Here is a 17,930-nt window from a genome sequence, read left to right as displayed (position 1 = left end):
ATTCCAGTGACAGATACATGACATTTATAAGGCAAATTCGTTAAATGACGGCAAACTGTCTTTCGAATGAAACTTTCCTCTGTAATTGATAGGTTAAAAATACCACAAATGATGACACCAAAACCGCACCGACCACAACGCCACTCCACCCCATTGCCTGCCAGAATGGATCAAGATATAAGCCACCGGTACTGGCGCCAAGGTAATAAAATACCAAGTATAAGGACGAAGCGCTGGCTTTAGCCTGTTTGGCCGTCCGACTAACAAAGCCGCTGGCACTAGAGTGGCAGATAAAGAATCCAAAACTATTGATCAGCAAGCCCAATATAATTGCTGTGAGGCTGCCAATAAGCGTAGTTAAGGTACCCATAATCAAGATGCAAGTACCCAGCATCATGACCGTTGGCGCACCAAAGCGCTGCGCCCATTTTCCTGAAAATGCCGATCCCACGGTACCACTCAAATAAGTAAGAAATAATAACCCCAAGGCATGGGTGGAAAGGGAATGCGGCTCCGCCTCTAGGATAAAGGTGACGTAACTATAGAGATTAATAAAGATAAAGAAGTTTAAACCACCGATCAAAAAACAAAGCAGTAATATAGGATGGGTTACATGGGCCCGCAACTGACTTGCTATAACTCTAGGTTGCAAAGGTCTGGGACTGAATCCTCGGGAGGATGGCAACAGCAGGATAAACGCTATTAAACATATCAAACTAATCAATGCCATAGCTTGGAACGCACTTTGCCAGCCAAATTCACCACCAACAAAGCCCCCGATTAGGCGTCCACCGATACCACCAAGCGTGTTACCGCTGATATAAATCCCCACTGCGGCGGCCAAGGCATGGGGAGTAAATTCATCCCCCATATAGGCCACTGCCATGGCTGGCAGACCAGCTAAAAACACCCCTTGCAATGCCCGCAACCAAACTAGCCATTGAAAATCGGTTACAAACGAAATGCCTGCGGTAGTGACTAACACACCTGTTAAGGTAGCAATCATTAGCACCCGCCGTCCTATAGCATCAGACAAAACGCCATAGACCAATAGAGATAAACCAAGGGTGAAGGTGGTGATCGTAAGAGAAGTTGCTGATTGCAGCGGTGTAATCGAAAACTCGTTTACCAACATAGGTAACAGAGGCTGTGTCACCCAGATATTGGCGAAAATCATAAAAGAACCTAACACCAAGGCAATGGTGGCGCGCCAGTAGGCAGGAGTATTTACGTCAATCATAGAGCACCCTATTCTTCGGATCGTCTCGCTATACATGCAGGGCACTATACGCAGGGCGCCAGAATCAATAAAATATATACTAATTATCGTTTGAATAAGATTTATTGATGGATTCAAGATTACTTCGACATTTCCTTGCCGTGGCTGAGCACAGCAGCTTTACTCGCGCCGCAGAACGGTTACAACTGGCACAGCCTGCGGTCAGCATGTCTATTGCCAAGCTTGAAAAGAGCCTTGGGGTGACATTATTCCAACGCCGAGATCGCACTATTGCCCTAACGGATGAAGGTCGTGCTTTAGTCCATCATGCTCGGAATGTCATACAAGCATTAGATGATGCGCAGCGGGAAATGGCGGATATTAAGGGATTGCAACAAGGTGAAGTTCGAATTGGCATTCCAAGCATGTTGGGCTCATATTACTTCCCTCCCTTGTTAATGGCATTTCGCCATCGCTACCCCAAACTAAAAATGAAAATTGTCGAGGGTGGTACTTGGCAGTTGCAGCAAATGCTGGAAGCAGGGGAAATAGACCTGTCGGTCATTGTGGACGATGGCACCTTATCAGGGCTGGAAACGCTACAAATCCTTAAAGAACAAATGCTGGTCACTGTGGCCGAAGACCATCCATTCGCCCAACAAAAGGAAGGCATTCGCGCGGAAGAATTTTTTGCTGAAGAACTGGTGATGTTTCGTGAAGGCTATTTTCACCGACGCATCGTGGATCGGCTAGCCATGGATCTCAATGTGCAGCCCAATATCGCCTTTGAAACCAATCTAATCCCACTGATTAAATCGGTGGTGCGCCAGGGCTTTGGTATTTCCACGCTCATGGATATGGTAATCGATCCAGAGGATCAAATTGCCACACGACCATTTAATCCGCCAATTTGGTTAGACTTAAAAATCGCCTGGCGCCGAGGGTCCTATTTGACCAAGGCAAACCAGGCGTTTATCGATTTCATGCTGGAGCAGAAACGACCAGATTAGCGGCGTTCAATACGACCAGTAACCATTTGACGAATCAAATTACGTGGTCCTTTAAAGCTAAAGAACAGTACTGCCGCCACATGGACAAACACCAACAACAAGGTCAGATTAGCGGCCACCTCATGCACTTCTAGCACCCAGTCTTCCCACATGAAGGCATCCATCTCGCTCATCCAACCCGTACCACCGGCGACAATCATGCCGATTAACAGCGCAAATACCATCAATGCGCCAACCGGATTATGACCATTTTCTTCCGGCATCTGACCGGAACGCATGGCACTAATATGCTCCTTGATACCACTTGGTGTCGGAAAGAAATCGCTAAAACGTGCGTTTTTCGTACCAACAAAGCCCCATATGATACGCACTCCCACAGCGATCAGAATGTAATATCCCGCCAACTCATGGATATCGCCCCCTTCTTCTAACACAAAATGATTGGCTAGAAATGCGGCTGCCACTGTCCAATGGAAAATGCGCACCACTGGATCCCAAATTTTTGCTTCTGCCATCGCCCTTCTCCTCGGCTAATTGCTGATAAAATTGACCAATGCTTACTATTCTAGCGATTCATAGCTTAAGTGATACTTACTACTAGAAGGTTGCAAACACTTTACCTTTGTCTGACAGTCAAGACGCAATAAATGGGCTGATACCGATTAGCCATTTGTGTAATACCGCTGCAAACAGTCCATAAGCCAGCAAGCCAATCACAAGCGCCAACAGATCATTTTTAATGGCACCGCCACTATAGACGACACCATTAGCACGATCTAATCGACGACTACGGGCATACAGCACAATCGACCACACCAAGAAGCTACCAAACAACACAAAGTCGGCTACGGTGCCATTGCTAAGTAAGTGCGCAAATGCCCATATTTTTACGCCGATAACCATAGGATGACCGACTTTACTTTTTAACTTGGACATGGGCAGCTTCGCTGCTGCTAAGAAAATAAACGCAAAGAGGATCAATAACGCCGCTAAATGACGTGTCCAAACTGGTGGATACCACAACCAAGTGGAACCCTGATTTGCCGCGCCAAACCCAATCACGATCAGTACAAAACCAACAATCGAGATGACGGAGTAAGCCCCTTTCCAAGCATTGGCTCCGATGCGAGCGATGGTTTGTTGCCGCCATTCATTAGCAAAGATTCGTACCGAATGACTACCTAAGAAAATAATTAACCCCAATACCAACCAAGTCATGATGAGCTCCAACAGAATGTAATTGAAGCCATGTTAGCGTTAATTAGGTTAAGAAATGAAGTATTTAGGTTGCGAATCCATCCAATTGCACGATGGATTCGCAACTTACCTGTTTCACAGAGGTTATCGGCGGCAGTTTAGCTCTTTCACTTTATGCTGAAGGGTCTTGAGTTTGTCATCGGTTAACTCATTGACAACCGCCATGACTTGCTCACTGCCTTCTTCTGCATCACGCATATATTTGACGATATCTCGACGTAATTCTTCACTACGCTCCCAGTCAGACTGCGCCAATTCAACCGCTTTATGAACCGAGCTATGTACCTTGATATGGGGGGCTTCAAGACGCTGAAAAATACTATTTTGACCAAATTGCTCACGACCAAGCCCATGGTAGTACCATTTCCCCATTCGACATTCAGTATGCGTAACGGCCGCGGCTTGATGCTCTGGGCCATGCTCCTTATTGAGCAAAGCTACATAGCCATTTTGTTTGTAAATCACATGATCGAGTTTGACCAATGAGTGATAGATGACGGTGCCAACCCCTTCCACGAGCAAAGCGGATTCTCTAGACGAACACGCCAACTGATCAAACTGATCCTCGAAACCAGATACCAGTTCCTTGATATCAGCACTCAAGGTTTGAGATTGATCAGTGAGGCGAGACACCTCAGTAACTCGATCACTGAACTGAGCCAATACGGAATCCACAGATTCGGCGGTTTCTTTAGTACGATGGGAAAGCTGCTTCACTTCATCAGCGACCACGGCGAAACCGCGCCCAGCTTCGCCAGCTCGGGCAGCCTCGATAGAGGCGTTTAGAGCGAGTAGATTGGTTTGTTCAGCGATATCTTTGATGGTAACGAGGGATTCCGCTACTTTGCTGGAGTCTCGACTTAACACATTCACCACATCAGCCACTTTCACTACGGTACCAGAAATGGTTTCAATGGAGCTGCGGATTTTCTCCACTGCTGCCAGACTGGATTCTGCCGTGTTCGCATTGTGTACAGCCTGTTCACCCACCCAACTGATTTCTTTGTCGATACGAGACAAATCCGACTGGGCTTCTTTGAGGTTATTCACCAAATTTTCCGTATTTAGGTGATGCAAACGTGACGACAACTCATTGCGGTTAATTAAGGAAACATTGGCGTGCATGGCAGAAACTGAGCGGTCAATAGCATCAATTGAGGTGCGCATATTACCCGGTAAACCTGCCCCTAGGGGGCGGCGATGAAACTTCCCTTTCGAGACAAAGGTAAAGGTCGTGTCCAGCTCCTTAAAGTAAGCCTCGATACGATCCAGCAAATCGTTGAATGCCCATGCCACAATACCCAGTTCCCCCAACCCTTTGGTATTGGTAATACGATGATGTAACTCCCCTTCCATACAAGAGTTAATGGCATGCTCTAAGCGGCGCAAAGTTTCTACCATACGTAAGCCTTGATACATGATCAGCAGCATGATGCCGGAAACAATTACAGCAATGGTGATGGAAACCCAGAGATAACCACCGAACAAATGGTTAGTGACAGCCCCTGCCATCAAGAGTATCGATAAGAAGGTAAAATACAGAAATTGTGTGCGTAGAAATGGAATACTACGGCTAGTGCGGTTGATCGGCTTATTCATAACCACTCCTAGTTGGCCGGAAATTGTCGATACAATTCGAGCATGGCTTCATTAAAGGACGGGAAGTTATCGTTAATCCAACGATTCAAAAACGCCATGGAAGCATCCACCCCCGCATTTCCCGGTTGCTGGGCCTCTATCTGGCGCATTTGGGCGTAGAGTCCCTCTACCTGTTGAATAATTTGCGGGCTGGCTTTACGTCGCACCGAAAAGTAACCCTGCAATACGCCTTTCTCATCTTTATCAGCGGTAACATTGGCAAACACCCAATAGAAGCCACCATCGGCACAGCGGTTTTTCACAAAACCGAAAAACTCCTCTCCGTTTTGCAGCATTTTCCACATCAATCGAAATACGCCTCGGGGCATATCTTGGTGACGAATCAGGTTATGGGGCTTACCTAGCAAATCCGACTCCGGGTAGCCAGCGACGGCCATAAAACAGCGGTTTGCGTAGGTGATTTTTCCTTTGGTATCGGTTTTACTAACCAAAAAGTCGTCATCCCTTAAGACCACTTCATTGCCATCGTTGACTCTGCGCTTTTGCATGATCGGTTCTTTTTCCATAGAAAACAAACTGGCGAAATTGTACTCGTTTCATTGCCGACTCGCTTAGTCAACCTCAATAACTCCTGTCCTGAATCAATGGTCAGAAATAAATATAAATTATAGCCATCCTTATTGTTTAATCTTTGTAAGTAGTTATTCACCAAATCAGTTGTAGGGAAAACTCTAAGCCGTCAGCGAGTAACCAAGATTCCAGATCATCGGTAATAATCATTTCTCGATGGTAGCCACCACTAATTCCTAGTGCTGGCGTCAAACGCCAATCAATGCCCGCTTCGAGCCCCAACTCACTAAAAGAAGCTGTATTCCAATCAAAAGACAAAAACTCAGGGCGCAAAGAAGCCCCGGCGAACCAAGATACGCTAGGGGCGATGGGGGCGTAAAATAGACCACGAATATCCATGCCAGTGCGCTCGTAGTCCCCAGTTTGCGTTTGGCTAACAGCAAAGGTTAAATCCGCCCCTTTGTTGCTTTCGGAGTCCACTTGAATCGCAAAACCGCGCACACCGAGGGAAGTAATCGTCGTTTCCTGCTCCCCAAGACTCTTTCCTGCCAGAGTTTGTTGGTCATTAAAGCTCTGCCGTTTAAATACCAACCCACCAAAGCCGGCACGACCGTCTGTAGGTTTAATACCAATCCCTATTTCGTAGAGCTCATTGACCTGACCAGCCCCTAAAGTGATGAGATAGGCACCATCTTCCTGCTGTACTTCGCGGGCTTGTAGCCCACCGATGGTGAGACTGCCAATAACGGCAAATGTGAGAAGGTTGCTGTTCATCTGTCGATCCAATCTAATGAAGTTAATACTGACTTTGGTATTCCTGATAACTGCGGGTGGCACGTTCTAAGCATTCACTTCGCTCATCACGGTCGCGAATCTGACTGCATTGCTGGATACGAAATCCAGTACCTGACTCGTATAGAGATTGATTGCTACAGCCCATCACCAATAACACCGCCCATAAACTTGCCAATAAACGCCACATAAACACCTCCTAAATGGCTTCTAGGCAAACATAACAGAAGAGCCAAATATTGCGAAGGGTCGGGATAGAAGGGAAAAACAGCAGATAAGCCGCCATAAACCTCTTATTTATGGCGGCTCGGTGGTCTTTAGATAAAGTCTCTAGTTATTGCTTTCTGCCTTTTTTAGGATGCGGTAAGCGTGTAACAACGGCTCGGTGTAGCCACTGGGCTGTTCCTTACCTTTGAACACAAGGTCACAAGCCGCCCTAAAGGCAATACCATCAAAGCCTGGCGCCATTGGCTCATAGAGGGGATCATTGGCATTTTGCTCATCCACTACCAAGGCCATTTTCTGCATGGCTGCCATAACTTGTTCTGCGGTGCAGATACCATGCTCCAACCAATTTGCTAAATGCTGGGAGGAAATGCGTAACGTAGCGCGGTCTTCCATGAGGCCAACGTTGTTAATATCCGGTACCTTCGAACAGCCTACCCCTTGGTCAATCCAGCGTACTACATAACCGAGAATACCTTGGGCGTTATTTTCTAGTTCGAACCGAATCGTTTCCTCACTCAATGTTTCACCGGCAGCCAACAGCGGCAAGGTCAGAATATCGGTTAAACTCGCCCGCGAGCGCGTAGCGAGTTGCTGCTGGCGCTCACGCACATTGAGTTGATGGTAATGGGTAGCATGCAAGGTGGCGCCATTAGGAGACGGAACCCAAGCGGTATTCGCCCCCGATTGCGGGTGGCCAATCTTTTGCTCTAACATGGCCGCCATTTCATCTGGCATCGCCCACATGCCTTTACCTATTTGGGCTTTGCCGGGCAAACCGCAGGCAATCCCGATATCTACGTTCCAATCTTCATAGGCCTTGATCCATGCCTGCTGTTTCATCTGGCTTTTCGGCACAAAGGCACCTGCCAACATGGAGGTATGAATCTCGTCCCCAGTGCGATCCAAGAAGCCGGTATTGATAAAAACCGCCCGTTCTTGAGCGGCACGAATACACTCTTTCAGGTTAACTGTGGTGCGACGTTCCTCATCCATAATGCCGACTTTTAGGGTATTTTTTGCTAGTCCGAGGGCCTGTTCGATACGTTCAAACAAGGTTACAGTGAAAGCAACTTCCTCGGGGCCGTGCATTTTGGGTTTTACGATGTACACACTGCCGGTGCGACTGTTACCTCTTTGGGTATTGCCGTTTAAATCGTGCATGGCGGCCAAAACTGTCATCATGCCATCCATAATACCCTCTGGGATTTCATTCCCCTGTGCATCCAATATGGCTGGGGTGGTCATCAAATGACCCACATTGCGTACAAATAGCAAACTGCGCCCGTGTAGTGAAAACGGTTGCCCGTTTTTATCCAGATATTCTCGGTCAGCATTCATGGTACGGGTCAGGGTTTGACCACCTTTGGCAAAGCTGGCCGATAAAGTACCTTGCATCAAACCGAGCCAGTTTTCGTAAACCTCAACTTTATCCTCAGCGTCTACCGCCGCTACCGAGTCCTCACAATCCATAATGGTGGTGATCGCGGCCTCTACTAGAATATCTTGAATATGGGCACTATCAGTCTTGCCGATAAAGCCCTCCGCATCAAATTGGATTTCTAAATGAAGCTCGTTGTTTTTCAACAAAACTGACGTTGGCTTATCCGCGCTTCCGGTGTAACCCACACATTTCTCTGGCTGGGCTAATTGCACGACTTCCCCATTTTGCAAAGTCACCACAAGCTCCGCATCAACAATCTGGTAGCTAGTCGCCTGGGCATGGGAGCCCACCGCCAAGGGGGTAGCTTGATCCAGTAAATCACGACCAAAGGCGATCACTCGACGACCACGCACTGGATTATAGCCACCAGAACGCTCTGCGCCCTCTTCTTCGGCAATGGCATCGGTGCCGTAAAGCGCATCATAGAGGCTGCCCCAACGAGCATTGGCAGCATTCAAGGCGAAGCGGGCATTTTTAACTGGCACAACCAGCTGTGGACCCGCCTGCAACGCAATCTCGGTATCCACATTACTCGTGGAGACACTGAAATCATCACCTTCCGGTAAAAGATAACCAATTTCCCGTAGGAAATTTTCATAGGCGTTTTGGTCCAAGGCTTGACCGCGATTAGCTTGGTGATAGTCATCGATCTTAGCTTGCAGCTCATCACGCTTGGCTAATAACGCTTTATTCACTGGCGCTAAGTCCGTGACGATTTGCTCAAACTGCTGCCAGAAGTGTTCCGCAGCGATACCGGTTCCTGGCAGTAATTTATCTGTTACCAGCTGGTGTAAATTAGCGGCGATCTGAAGACCACCTTGCGAGATGCGTTCGGTCATTTTCTTATCCTTATTTTGCTATGGCGCGGAGCCGCTCTTATTACGAGTTAGTGTCGCTTTACAGTAGAGAATTAAATTATTCATATTATGAATGCTTTTATAATAACTATGAATGCATATTCTAATGTTGCTTTCTTACATTTCAGTAATTCAGCAACAAAAGCCACTATAAATACGACTTACTGGTCAATATGATCTGTTTTGACCAAAAAATCACATTCATAAAAAATATACTTACGATAAGTATTATAGATTAGACGAATCACAAAAACAGGCACAAACTGAAAATGTGATCAGCGAGTGAGCAACTAAGCCAACGCCGGATCGAACCAAACACCACAACGAGGATTCGAGCAATGTCTAATTACAAAAAAGATATCGACACTACTGCTACCCTAATCAGCCAACAAGGCCCTTCTTGGCAAGCGATCAACCCAGAGTACGCGGCACGGATGCGAGCGCAAAACCGCTTCCAAACCGGCCTCGATATTGCTCGTTACACCGCGAAGATTATGCGTGCCGACATGGAACGTTACGACCGCGACCCAAGCCAATACACCCAATCACTAGGTTGCTGGCATGGTTTTATCGGTCAGCAAAAGATGATTTCTATTAAGAAACACTTTAACAGCACCGATCGTCGTTACCTGTACCTATCTGGCTGGATGGTTGCCGCACTTCGTTCTGAGTTCGGCCCGCTGCCTGATCAATCTATGCACGAAAAGACTTCTGTAGCAGCGTTGATTGAAGAGTTATACACCTTCCTACGCCAAGCCGATGCCCGTGAACTCGGTGGTTTGTTCCGTGAACTAGACGCTGCGAATGCTGCCGGTGATCAAGCTAAAGTCGAAGCCACTCAAGCGAAAATCGACAACTTCCAAACCCACGTAGTGCCGATTATTGCGGATATCGATGCCGGCTTTGGTAATGAAGAAGCCACTTACTTGCTCGCCAAGAAAATGATCGAAGCCGGTGCTTGCTGTATTCAGATCGAAAACCAAGTATCCGACGAAAAACAATGTGGTCACCAAGACGGTAAAGTGACCGTGCCACATGAAGACTTCTTAGCGAAAATTCGTGCCGTTCGTTACGCTTTCTTAGAGCTAGGTGTGGATGACGGGGTGATCGTTGCTCGTACCGACTCTTTAGGAGCCGGCTTAACTAAGCAAATCGCTGTATCGCGTGCTCCTGGAGATTTAGGTGCACAATACAACTCTTTCTTGGATGTAGAAGAAGTCGACATGACCACAGCCCAAGAAAGCGACGTGCTGATGATTCAGGACGGTAAATTGGTACGTCCGAAACGCTTACCAAGTAACCTTTTCCAATTCCGCAAAGGTTCCGGTGAAGACCGTGTCGTATTGGACTGCATCACTTCCCTACAAAACGGTGCCGATCTACTTTGGATCGAAACAGAAAAGCCGCATGTTGGACAGATCAAAGGCATGGTTGACCGTATCCGCGAAGTGATTCCAAATGCCAAATTGGTGTACAACAACTCACCCTCTTTCAACTGGACAACCAACTTCCGTCAACAAGTATTTGATGCTTGGACTGAAGAAGGCCGTGATATGAGCCAGTACGACCGCGCCAACCTGATGAGTGCAGAGTACGACGATAGCGAATTGGCAATTGAGGCGGATAATCGCATCCGTAGTTTCCAAGCAGACGCCGCTCGCGAAGCCGGTATCTTCCACCACTTGATTACACTACCGACTTACCATACGGCAGCGTTGTCGACCGACAACTTGGCGAAAGAATACTTCGGTAGCGAAGGGATGTTAGGCTACGTGAAAAACGTTCAGCGTCAAGAAATCCGTCAGGGCATTGCCTGTGTGAAACACCAGAATATGGCTGGCTCCGATATGGGCGACGACCACAAAGAGTACTTCTCTGGTGAGGCTGCACTGAAAGCCTCTGGTAAAGACAACACCATGAACCAGTTCTAACTATTCAAGGTTTCTTTAGTCACACTACCCCCGTGACTTCCCCGCTAGGGCCGCTACCGCGGCCCTTTTTTTCGCGATTCACTTGAAGTTCATTTAGCGGGGCACAAACACATGTGAGTGGTGACTTTTTCGATATAAGGCCAAGTGTCCATCTCTACCCGTATGGCCGTTAGCCGTGCCATATTCTCTGCCTCAACCAGCAGAATCAAATCCAAATCTCCGCTAATAAAATGGGCCGAGCGAATTTCTGGTAAGGCTTTGACCAAGGGTTCGATTAAATCCCGTTGAATGGGGCGAAAAGTTAACGAAAAATAGGCGGCAACGGAGCTAGTGGCGTCCATATGCACACTGGCATGGTAGCCTTTGATGATGCCTTTTTCTTCTAAACGCTTGATGCGCTCGGTCACCGCCGAGCGGGATAAATTGACTTTGCGACTGATATCCGATACCGACTGACGGGCATCTTCAATCAATAGGGCGATGATATTTTTATCGTAACGATCCATCTCTATTTGCTGCCTTATAACCAAGCCGTCATTTTGACGGAACTGACGTCATTTCGCCATGAAAATCCGACACTTTGGCAGCAGTAATTCTAACTACGTCACAGTATGCTAATTCCATGACTTGGCGCTTCTCACTGCCGGCATTTTTATCAGGATAACAACTATGCAATACCATAAAACTCTCGGTATCACCCAAGGCATCGCGATGACTGTCACCACATTCGTTGGCACGGGGCTGATGGTGGTGCCAGCCATGTCAGTGACTCAAGCTGGTTCCTTTGCCTTTTATGCTTGGTTACTTACCGCGATTGCGGTGGTGCCGGTAGCCTTTGTCTTTGCTCTACTTGGTAGCCGCTACCCATCCGCCGGCGGAGCTGCTAGCTATATTGGGCGAGTTTTTGGTAAAGGTGCAGAACGGGCAGCCGGTTGGCTGTTTCTGAGTATTATGTTGGTGGGTCCTGCGGTTGCCATCAAAATTGCCGCTGCATATCTCGGCATTTTACTTGGCGTGTCCGCGGATTATTCCCTATCACTTAGTATTGCCACCTTAGTGGTCATGATGATTTTCGCTATTGCCGGCATGAAAAATTCTGCCAACTTCCAAACGATAGTCGTAGTGTCTTTAATTACGGTGGTCGTTGCCTTGTTTTTAATGAGCGGCGTCTTGGATGCAGACAACCTTACCCAAGTCCCTACCAGCTTTACTGATGCCACGACTCTTTTTTGGGCTGCCGGAACCATTTTCTGGTGCTTCCTAGGGATAGAAGTAATGGCTCATATGGGGGCAGAGTTTAAACGCCCAGAGCGAGATTTCCCAATCGCATTACTCGGTGGCATTACACTAGTAGTTGCCCTGTACATTATGACAGTGTTGATGATCGCCCATCACCACACTTATGGGAATGAGGTAACGAATAGCCGTTCTTTGGCACTATTGGTGAGTGCAGTATTTGGCGAAAAATACCAGTTTGCCTTTGCTTTGGGAGCCTATGTCATCGCCTTTTCCAACGTTGGCGTATATATCCTAGGTTTTGCTCGTATGATCCAAAGTATGGCGAGCCAACGGGCATTGCCGCACTATTTCGCCAAATTATCCTCCGGGGGCACGCCGGTTCGAGCGGTGAGTCTAGTTGGCGGCGTTTCGTTACTCTCTATTGTGGCGGTGGAAGTATTTGGCACCCGCATGGAGTGGCTGATCGAGATGACTAATGGCTCTTTCCTGCTGATTTATACCTTTACCTGTATTTGTGCCTTACGCTGCTTCTCTGGACTCAGCCGCGCCGTGGCATTGATTGGCTTGTTCGCTTGCTTGGCAATGGCGGTGTTCATCGGCGTCAATATGCTATTTGCTCTCGTCATGTTTGCACTCGCGTATCTATGGGAAAAACGTAAATCCAGCACAACTAGGCTACCTGATGCAGAATTTCATGTAGAATAAGCGCCATCTAACTACATGACTCTGATACACAGAGAGGAGAGAACCCATGCCATTACTCGATAGTTTCCGCGTAGACCATACCCGCATGCAAGCACCAGCGGTGCGGGTCGCTAAAACCATGGAAACCCCTAAGGGCGACACCATCACCGTGTTCGATCTTCGTTTCTGCATTCCGAACGAAGAGATTTTATCGGAGAAAGGCATCCACACCTTGGAACACTTGTTCGCTGGTTTTATGCGTGATCATCTAAATGGTGACGGTGTAGAAATTATTGATATTTCACCGATGGGTTGCCGTACTGGCTTCTATATGAGCCTGATCGGTACTCCAGCGGAAGAGCGCGTTGCCGCCAGCTGGAAAGCGGCCATGGAAGATGTACTGAAGGTAGCAGCAAAAGAAGACATCCCAGAACTGAATGAATACCAGTGCGGCACCTACACCATGCACTCATTGGAAGAAGCGAAAGAGATTGCGCAAAACGTATTAAGTCGTGATGTGCAAGTTAATAGCAATGCGGAGCTGTACCTAAGTGAAGAGTTCTTGCAAGCTCACTCTTAATTAACAGCGTTACAGCAAAAAAGGGGCTTAGCCCCTTTTTTATTAACCCAAGGAGTAAGTGAGTATTTACATACTGGTTGAAGCAGCTAGAAATGCACTGGCCACTACAAAGATACTACCCATTCCTCGGTTTAGATTAGTCATGCCTTTCGGGCTACGGATTAAACGACGTAACTGACGGCCACCCAAAGCATAACCAAATGCAGCAATAAATTCAGTCACAATAAAGGTTGCCCCCATCGCCGCGAATTGCGGTGCCATTGGCGCATCTAATACCAACATTTGTGGAAAAATCGCGGTAAAGATCAGAATAGCTTTTGGGTTACTGATGGCTATTACAAATTCCTGACGCATCCGCGCCATATGCGAGCTGGCAATTAACACCCCTTCTGATTCCATCGCATTGAGGTTATCCGATGCGGTGATCCACATTTTGATGCCGATAAAGAATAAGTACACCACACCTAACCATTTCAGGGCGTTAAACCAAAACGGTGAGGAAATAACGATGGCTCCTAGCCCAAGGGCAGAAATCAGCATCAGAATACTAAAGGCAATATTACGGCCAATGACGCCAATCAGCGCTGCGCCTACTCCGGCACGAATACCGTTGTACATAGCAGTAAAGTTATTTGGCCCTGGGCCAAATGAAATAAGTAGCAAAATCGGCGCAGTGGCCAGCCAAATTTCTAGTGACATTCGCTGTATTTTTACCTTTTAGTAAGTAGACTTTCGATTCGTAAGTTTATGCTCTGTGCTACCACTAAAATAATAGCAAACCACCTTCTTTTCGTTAGAAATTTGCTTCTTTAGGGAGTATCACTGGACATAAAATGGGCGGCAACTTTACAGCGAACTGAGGATGTTGTCATGTCTATTTCTCATCTTTTTTTGTGGCTTACCGCCGCCATCTGGGGCTTTGCTTTTGTGGCCCAAAGTGTCGGGATGGAAGCCCTTGGCCCCTATGGTTTTAACGCCACTCGATTTACCCTAGCGGCTCTTTCAATGCTGCCTTTAATTTACTTTTTAGATGGCAAAAAACAGCATGATAAAGGCTTAACCTTAAAAGCCGGTCTGATTGCTGGCAGCGTGTTATTTGCCGGTGCCACCTTGCAGCAAATTGGCTTGCTGTACACTACTGCGGCCAATGCGGGCTTTATTACCACTACCTACATGCTGATTGTCCCAATCGCTGGCTTATTTTTGCGTCATCATATCGAGCGCCAAACTTGGGTCGGCATCATTTTGGCGCTGGTGGGTTTGTACGTGCTTACTGTTGGACCCAATTTGACGGTACAAAAAGGGGATGCGATTGAGTTTTTGGGAGCATTTTTCTGGGCGGCTCATGTGCTTATCGTGGGTCACTACTCTACCAAAGTGCCTATCGTGACTTTTTCCGTCATTCAATTGGTAGTAGTCGCCTGTGGCTCTTGGATCATGGCGCTAGCTTTCGAAACCGTCAGCTGGGAAGCCATTGAAGTCAGTTGGGTGGCGATAGCCTATGCTGGTATTGCCTCATCGGCCATTGCATACACCTTGCAAACCCTCGGGCAAAAGCAAGTGGCCCCAAGTTCTGCCGCATTAATTCTCTCCACCGAGGCGGTATTTGCTGCTATTGGTGGCTGGTGGTTAATGGATGAAACCCTCTCCAGCCGTGAGCTAGCTGGCTGTGGGTTGATCTTTGTCGGTATGATGATTAGCCAATGGCCGAAACGAAAACGCGCCACCTCTGATAAAGAAGATTTACTTCAGGCACCCAGCGCTTAATTAGAGCTCTTCCATTTCACAATTGAGTGGCATCGCTCGCCGCACCGGATGGGAAAGAATCATCATGGTTTTGGTGTCACTCATATCAATCAGACGCTCTAGTAGCGCATCCAATTTGGACATGGAAGTCACGGCCACCTTCAACACAAAGGCGGATGGGCCGGTGACATTGTAACAATCGATTACCTCATCCAAGCTCAGAACCAATTCCTTAAATGCCCGCTCTTGGGTGCGGTATACCTCACATTCCACTAGCGCCGTAATCGGAATAGCTACCTTTTCTAAATTAATCTGAGCGCTGTACCCTGTTATAACACCCTGCTCTTCTAGCTTACGAATCCGCTCTGCCACCGCGGGTGCCGAAAGGTGCACCAGTTTGCCGAGCTCGGCATAGCTAAGACGTGCGTTTTGCTCTAAGGCACGGAGTAATTTCCAGTTGATTTTGTCCATAACTGACCCTAGACACTCAAAATTTCATTATATTGATTTATATTAGCTCTCATTACACCACGCTGTGATAGAACAAAGCTACCCGATAGCCAGACCTATCCTGTATCGATAGGGAGACGACTAGTGACCGTTCGAAAACAACTCTTGCTTGCCTACATTTTAGTGGCGACTATTTTATTGTCGATAACCATGGTAGTGGTGATTAGTAATTACCAAAACGTTCTCTCTAGCGCCGAGCGGGAGACTAGAAACCTCGCCATATCATTGGGCACTCATGCCAATGACACATTTGATCGGGTCAATTACGTTTTAGACAATGTGAGCCAATTACTCATGCAGTCTGATTTTACGAAATACCGAACACTCGATGAGGCGCAAAAGCTGTTTCTATCAGAATACCCAATGATACAGAGCTTGCAGCTGTATGATAATCGCGGTCAATTTTATAGTGCCACCGGCCAAGCCTCGACCTTAAAAAACATTGCCGATACTGATTATTTTACTCAATTTCGCGATAATTTGAGGCAGACCCCAGCCATTGGCCAGATCAGCAAAGCAGACCAAACGAAAAATTGGCTTATTCCGATAGCCCAACGAACACAAGACATTGCTGGCAACTTCACTGGTGTGATCATTGCTAACGTGCGTGCTGATTTTTTTATCGACTTATATGAGCATGTTGACCTCGGTGGTGAGGGTGTCATCGCATTACTGCACCCGTCAGGGCAGCTCTTAGCCCGCTATCCATATGATGCAGCAATGATAGGTAACGATTACTCGACAGCTCCGGTCTTTGCTCATTTCACCGATCAGCAAGATGGCGTTTTCGAGAGTCGCTATCTACATGATGGTGGCACTTATCTATCTGGTTTTAGCAAGGCCCCCAGATACGATCTTATTGTTCTAGTTGGCCGTGATAAGAACAAAATCCTGCAGCCATGGCATATGACACTGGTAAGTCACATCCTCTTTACCGGCCTAGTTCTTCTTGTGTTGGCAATTACCGGCGTGACATTAAACAAACATATCCAGCGCACCCAACAAGCAGAATGGAAGCAATTTGAAGCCGAGCGGCATGAAGCTGAAGCTCTTATTTCTGAAGAGCGCATTCGCTTGGCGTTTATTGGTGGCGCCATTGGTTTCTGGGACTGGAATCTCCCCAACCAACGTATTTACTTTAATGAGTATTGGTATGACATCTTAGGCTACCCCTACAGAGAGGAAGGCATCGCCCAGGCTGAATGGAACCCACTGGTTCATCGGGAAGATCTACCCAAGCTCAATGACATTATTGACCAGCTAATCCGTCATCCGGGGGAAACCTACGAAAGTCGTCACCGGGTCAGGCATAGCAATGGCAGTTGGGTATGGGTATTAGCTCGTGGGAAAGTCATGTCTATTGATGAAAACGATAACCCCATTCGCATCACCGGCACCGTATCTGATATTACCGAGCAACAGACTATTAGGGCGGCCTTAGAAGCTAGCGAAAATCGCTTTCGGACCATGTTCCGTAAACACAGCTCCGTGATGCTGCTCATCGACCCAGGCACAGGCCAAATCGTTGATGCAAATGATGCCGCAACCTCGTTCTACGGCTATAGCCACGAACAGCTGCGTAATATGACCATACACGAAATAAATATGCTTTCTCGCGAGCATATTTGTAAGCAAAAGCAGCTCGCAATGTCAGAGCAACAAAATATTTTTGTTTTTCCTCATCGCCTCGCCAACGGCTCGATCAGACAAGTCGAAGTACACTCGTCGCCATTAGTAACAGACCAAAGCAATCTTCTTTTTTCTATCATCCATGATGTGACCGATAGAGAGCGAGCCCTTAGCCGAATCCAGCACTTGGCAATGACAGATCAGCTTACCCAGTTAGCAAATCGCAACGAATTCAATCAGCAATTTGAGCAGAGGCTTACCCTTTGTCGGGAGCAGGGCCAACCGTTGACCCTACTCTTGTTGGACTTAGATAAATTTAAAGCCGTCAATGATACCTATGGTCACCCGGCGGGGGATCAAGTGTTGAAAAATACCGCCCAGATACTCAGACAAAGCTGTCGTGAGAGTGACGTTGTCGCACGCCTAGGAGGAGATGAGTTTGCTATTCTTATCCCAGCTGCGCCGGAACGAGAGAGCATTATCGCTGTGGCCGAGCGAATTGTGACGGCATTTAGCAAACCAATGGTTCTGGCAGGAGGGTTTGAAACTGTTGCTGATTTTATGTTACTGTATGTATATACATAGTAATATATTGGTGTAAATGAAGCTTTCAGATTGGGCAAGAAAACAAGGAATAA

General features: G+C 47.3%; 17 protein-coding genes. 6 read left to right on the top strand and 11 right to left on the bottom strand.

The window, feature by feature from the left end; all coding sequences use genetic code 11:
- Nucleotides 1-40: 40 nt before the first annotated feature.
- Nucleotides 41-1,240 carry an MFS transporter gene (locus FJM67_RS14175; protein ID WP_140590573.1) on the bottom strand — a complete coding sequence of 400 codons (1,200 nt, stop codon included), beginning with the start codon at nt 1,238-1,240 and terminating at the stop codon, nt 41-43.
- A gap of 107 nt (nt 1,241-1,347) precedes the next feature.
- Between FJM67_RS14175 and FJM67_RS14170 the strand changes: the two genes are divergently transcribed.
- A complete protein-coding gene (locus FJM67_RS14170; protein ID WP_140590571.1) occupies nt 1,348-2,229 on the top strand; it encodes a LysR family transcriptional regulator in 882 nt (293 codons plus the stop codon).
- Here FJM67_RS14170 and FJM67_RS14165 read toward each other — a convergent pair.
- The 7 genes from FJM67_RS14165 to FJM67_RS14135 all read right to left on the bottom strand — a co-directional run bounded on the left by FJM67_RS14165 (nt 2,226) and on the right by FJM67_RS14135 (nt 8,955).
- A complete protein-coding gene (locus tag FJM67_RS14165) occupies nt 2,226-2,744 on the bottom strand; it encodes a cytochrome b/b6 domain-containing protein (RefSeq protein WP_140590568.1) in 519 nt (172 codons plus the stop codon). The genes FJM67_RS14170 and FJM67_RS14165 overlap by 4 nt on opposite strands.
- Before the next feature lie 118 nt (nt 2,745-2,862).
- A complete protein-coding gene (locus FJM67_RS14160) occupies nt 2,863-3,447 on the bottom strand; it encodes an NnrU family protein (protein ID WP_140590565.1) in 585 nt (194 codons plus the stop codon).
- Between the two features lie 123 nt (nt 3,448-3,570).
- Nucleotides 3,571-5,085: a methyl-accepting chemotaxis protein gene (locus FJM67_RS14155; protein WP_140590562.1), complete on the bottom strand. Its 1,515-nt coding sequence runs from the start codon at nt 5,083-5,085 to the stop codon at nt 3,571-3,573.
- A gap of 8 nt (nt 5,086-5,093) precedes the next feature.
- Nucleotides 5,094-5,633, bottom strand: coding sequence for a PAS domain-containing protein (locus tag FJM67_RS14150; RefSeq protein WP_140590560.1), 540 nt, complete (start codon nt 5,631-5,633; stop codon nt 5,094-5,096).
- A 157-nt stretch (nt 5,634-5,790) separates the two neighbouring features.
- Nucleotides 5,791-6,429 (bottom strand): hypothetical protein, encoded by a 639-nt coding sequence (locus tag FJM67_RS14145; RefSeq protein WP_140590557.1) that lies wholly within the window; start codon nt 6,427-6,429, stop codon nt 5,791-5,793.
- Between the two features lie 22 nt (nt 6,430-6,451).
- Nucleotides 6,452-6,637, bottom strand: a complete 186-nt coding sequence (locus FJM67_RS14140; protein ID WP_140590555.1) for a hypothetical protein — start codon at nt 6,635-6,637, stop codon at nt 6,452-6,454.
- A 140-nt stretch (nt 6,638-6,777) separates the two neighbouring features.
- Nucleotides 6,778-8,955: a malate synthase G gene (locus FJM67_RS14135; protein ID WP_140590552.1), complete on the bottom strand. Its 2,178-nt coding sequence runs from the start codon at nt 8,953-8,955 to the stop codon at nt 6,778-6,780.
- Nucleotides 8,956-9,311: 356 nt separating this feature from the next.
- On the opposite strand from FJM67_RS14135, the gene FJM67_RS14130 reads away from it, so the two are divergent.
- Nucleotides 9,312-10,904 (top strand): isocitrate lyase, encoded by a 1,593-nt coding sequence (locus tag FJM67_RS14130; RefSeq protein ID WP_140590550.1) that lies wholly within the window; start codon nt 9,312-9,314, stop codon nt 10,902-10,904.
- An 89-nt stretch (nt 10,905-10,993) separates the two neighbouring features.
- Here the strand turns inward: FJM67_RS14130 and FJM67_RS14125 are convergent, their stop codons facing one another.
- A complete protein-coding gene (locus FJM67_RS14125) occupies nt 10,994-11,410 on the bottom strand; it encodes an Lrp/AsnC family transcriptional regulator (RefSeq protein ID WP_140590548.1) in 417 nt (138 codons plus the stop codon).
- A 163-nt stretch (nt 11,411-11,573) separates the two neighbouring features.
- Between FJM67_RS14125 and yjeH the strand changes: the two genes are divergently transcribed.
- Nucleotides 11,574-12,848, top strand: coding sequence for an L-methionine/branched-chain amino acid transporter (yjeH, locus tag FJM67_RS14120; RefSeq protein WP_140590546.1), 1,275 nt, complete (start codon nt 11,574-11,576; stop codon nt 12,846-12,848).
- A 46-nt stretch (nt 12,849-12,894) separates the two neighbouring features.
- Nucleotides 12,895-13,407, top strand: a complete 513-nt coding sequence (luxS, locus tag FJM67_RS14115; RefSeq protein WP_140590543.1) for an S-ribosylhomocysteine lyase — start codon at nt 12,895-12,897, stop codon at nt 13,405-13,407.
- A gap of 66 nt (nt 13,408-13,473) precedes the next feature.
- Here the strand turns inward: luxS and FJM67_RS14110 are convergent, their stop codons facing one another.
- The gene (locus tag FJM67_RS14110) at nt 13,474-14,106 is read right to left on the bottom strand and encodes a LysE family translocator (RefSeq protein WP_140590540.1); all 633 of its coding nucleotides are present in this window, start codon (nt 14,104-14,106) and stop codon (nt 13,474-13,476) included.
- Nucleotides 14,107-14,277: 171 nt separating this feature from the next.
- Here FJM67_RS14110 and FJM67_RS14105 point away from each other — a divergent pair, with 171 nt between their 5' ends.
- Nucleotides 14,278-15,174 (top strand): DMT family transporter, encoded by an 897-nt coding sequence (locus tag FJM67_RS14105; RefSeq protein WP_140590538.1) that lies wholly within the window; start codon nt 14,278-14,280, stop codon nt 15,172-15,174.
- On the opposite strand, the gene FJM67_RS14100 is transcribed toward FJM67_RS14105, so the two are convergent.
- On the bottom strand, nt 15,175-15,624 hold the full coding sequence (locus FJM67_RS14100) for an Lrp/AsnC family transcriptional regulator (RefSeq protein ID WP_140590535.1): 450 nt from the start codon (nt 15,622-15,624) through the stop codon (nt 15,175-15,177).
- A gap of 123 nt (nt 15,625-15,747) precedes the next feature.
- Between FJM67_RS14100 and FJM67_RS14095 the strand changes: the two genes are divergently transcribed.
- Entirely contained in the window at nt 15,748-17,877 is a 2,130-nt protein-coding gene (locus FJM67_RS14095) for a bifunctional diguanylate cyclase/phosphodiesterase (protein ID WP_140590533.1), read from the top strand.
- The last annotated feature ends 53 nt before the right edge of the window (nt 17,878-17,930 follow it).

Origin of the sequence: Maribrevibacterium harenarium, from assembly GCF_006385675.1 — a bacterium.
Taxonomy (GTDB): domain Bacteria; phylum Pseudomonadota; class Gammaproteobacteria; order Pseudomonadales; family Marinomonadaceae; genus Marinomonas; species Marinomonas harenarium.
The sequence above is the reverse complement of the archived record's forward strand: the minus strand, read 5'-3'. Positions and strand labels throughout refer to the sequence as shown.

What these genes read in the sequence shown, in the direction of transcription:
- FJM67_RS14165 (WP_140590568.1), bottom strand. Translation starts at nt 2,744, where the DNA reads ATGGCAGAAGCAAAAATTTGGGATCCAGTGGTGCGCATTTTCCATTGG.
- FJM67_RS14145 (WP_140590557.1), bottom strand. Translation starts at nt 6,429, where the DNA reads ATGAACAGCAACCTTCTCACATTTGCCGTTATTGGCAGTCTCACCATC.
- yjeH (WP_140590546.1), top strand. Translation starts at nt 11,574, where the DNA reads ATGCAATACCATAAAACTCTCGGTATCACCCAAGGCATCGCGATGACT.
- FJM67_RS14125 (WP_140590548.1), bottom strand. Translation starts at nt 11,410, where the DNA reads ATGGATCGTTACGATAAAAATATCATCGCCCTATTGATTGAAGATGCC.
- luxS (WP_140590543.1), top strand. Translation starts at nt 12,895, where the DNA reads ATGCCATTACTCGATAGTTTCCGCGTAGACCATACCCGCATGCAAGCA.
- FJM67_RS14160 (WP_140590565.1), bottom strand. Translation starts at nt 3,447, where the DNA reads ATGACTTGGTTGGTATTGGGGTTAATTATTTTCTTAGGTAGTCATTCG.
- FJM67_RS14100 (WP_140590535.1), bottom strand. Translation starts at nt 15,624, where the DNA reads ATGGACAAAATCAACTGGAAATTACTCCGTGCCTTAGAGCAAAACGCA.
- FJM67_RS14135 (WP_140590552.1), bottom strand. Translation starts at nt 8,955, where the DNA reads ATGACCGAACGCATCTCGCAAGGTGGTCTTCAGATCGCCGCTAATTTA.
- FJM67_RS14155 (WP_140590562.1), bottom strand. Translation starts at nt 5,085, where the DNA reads ATGAATAAGCCGATCAACCGCACTAGCCGTAGTATTCCATTTCTACGC.
- FJM67_RS14110 (WP_140590540.1), bottom strand. Translation starts at nt 14,106, where the DNA reads ATGTCACTAGAAATTTGGCTGGCCACTGCGCCGATTTTGCTACTTATT.
- FJM67_RS14170 (WP_140590571.1), top strand. Translation starts at nt 1,348, where the DNA reads ATGGATTCAAGATTACTTCGACATTTCCTTGCCGTGGCTGAGCACAGC.
- FJM67_RS14150 (WP_140590560.1), bottom strand. Translation starts at nt 5,633, where the DNA reads ATGCAAAAGCGCAGAGTCAACGATGGCAATGAAGTGGTCTTAAGGGAT.
- FJM67_RS14140 (WP_140590555.1), bottom strand. Translation starts at nt 6,637, where the DNA reads ATGTGGCGTTTATTGGCAAGTTTATGGGCGGTGTTATTGGTGATGGGC.
- FJM67_RS14175 (WP_140590573.1), bottom strand. Translation starts at nt 1,240, where the DNA reads ATGATTGACGTAAATACTCCTGCCTACTGGCGCGCCACCATTGCCTTG.
- FJM67_RS14130 (WP_140590550.1), top strand. Translation starts at nt 9,312, where the DNA reads ATGTCTAATTACAAAAAAGATATCGACACTACTGCTACCCTAATCAGC.
- FJM67_RS14105 (WP_140590538.1), top strand. Translation starts at nt 14,278, where the DNA reads ATGTCTATTTCTCATCTTTTTTTGTGGCTTACCGCCGCCATCTGGGGC.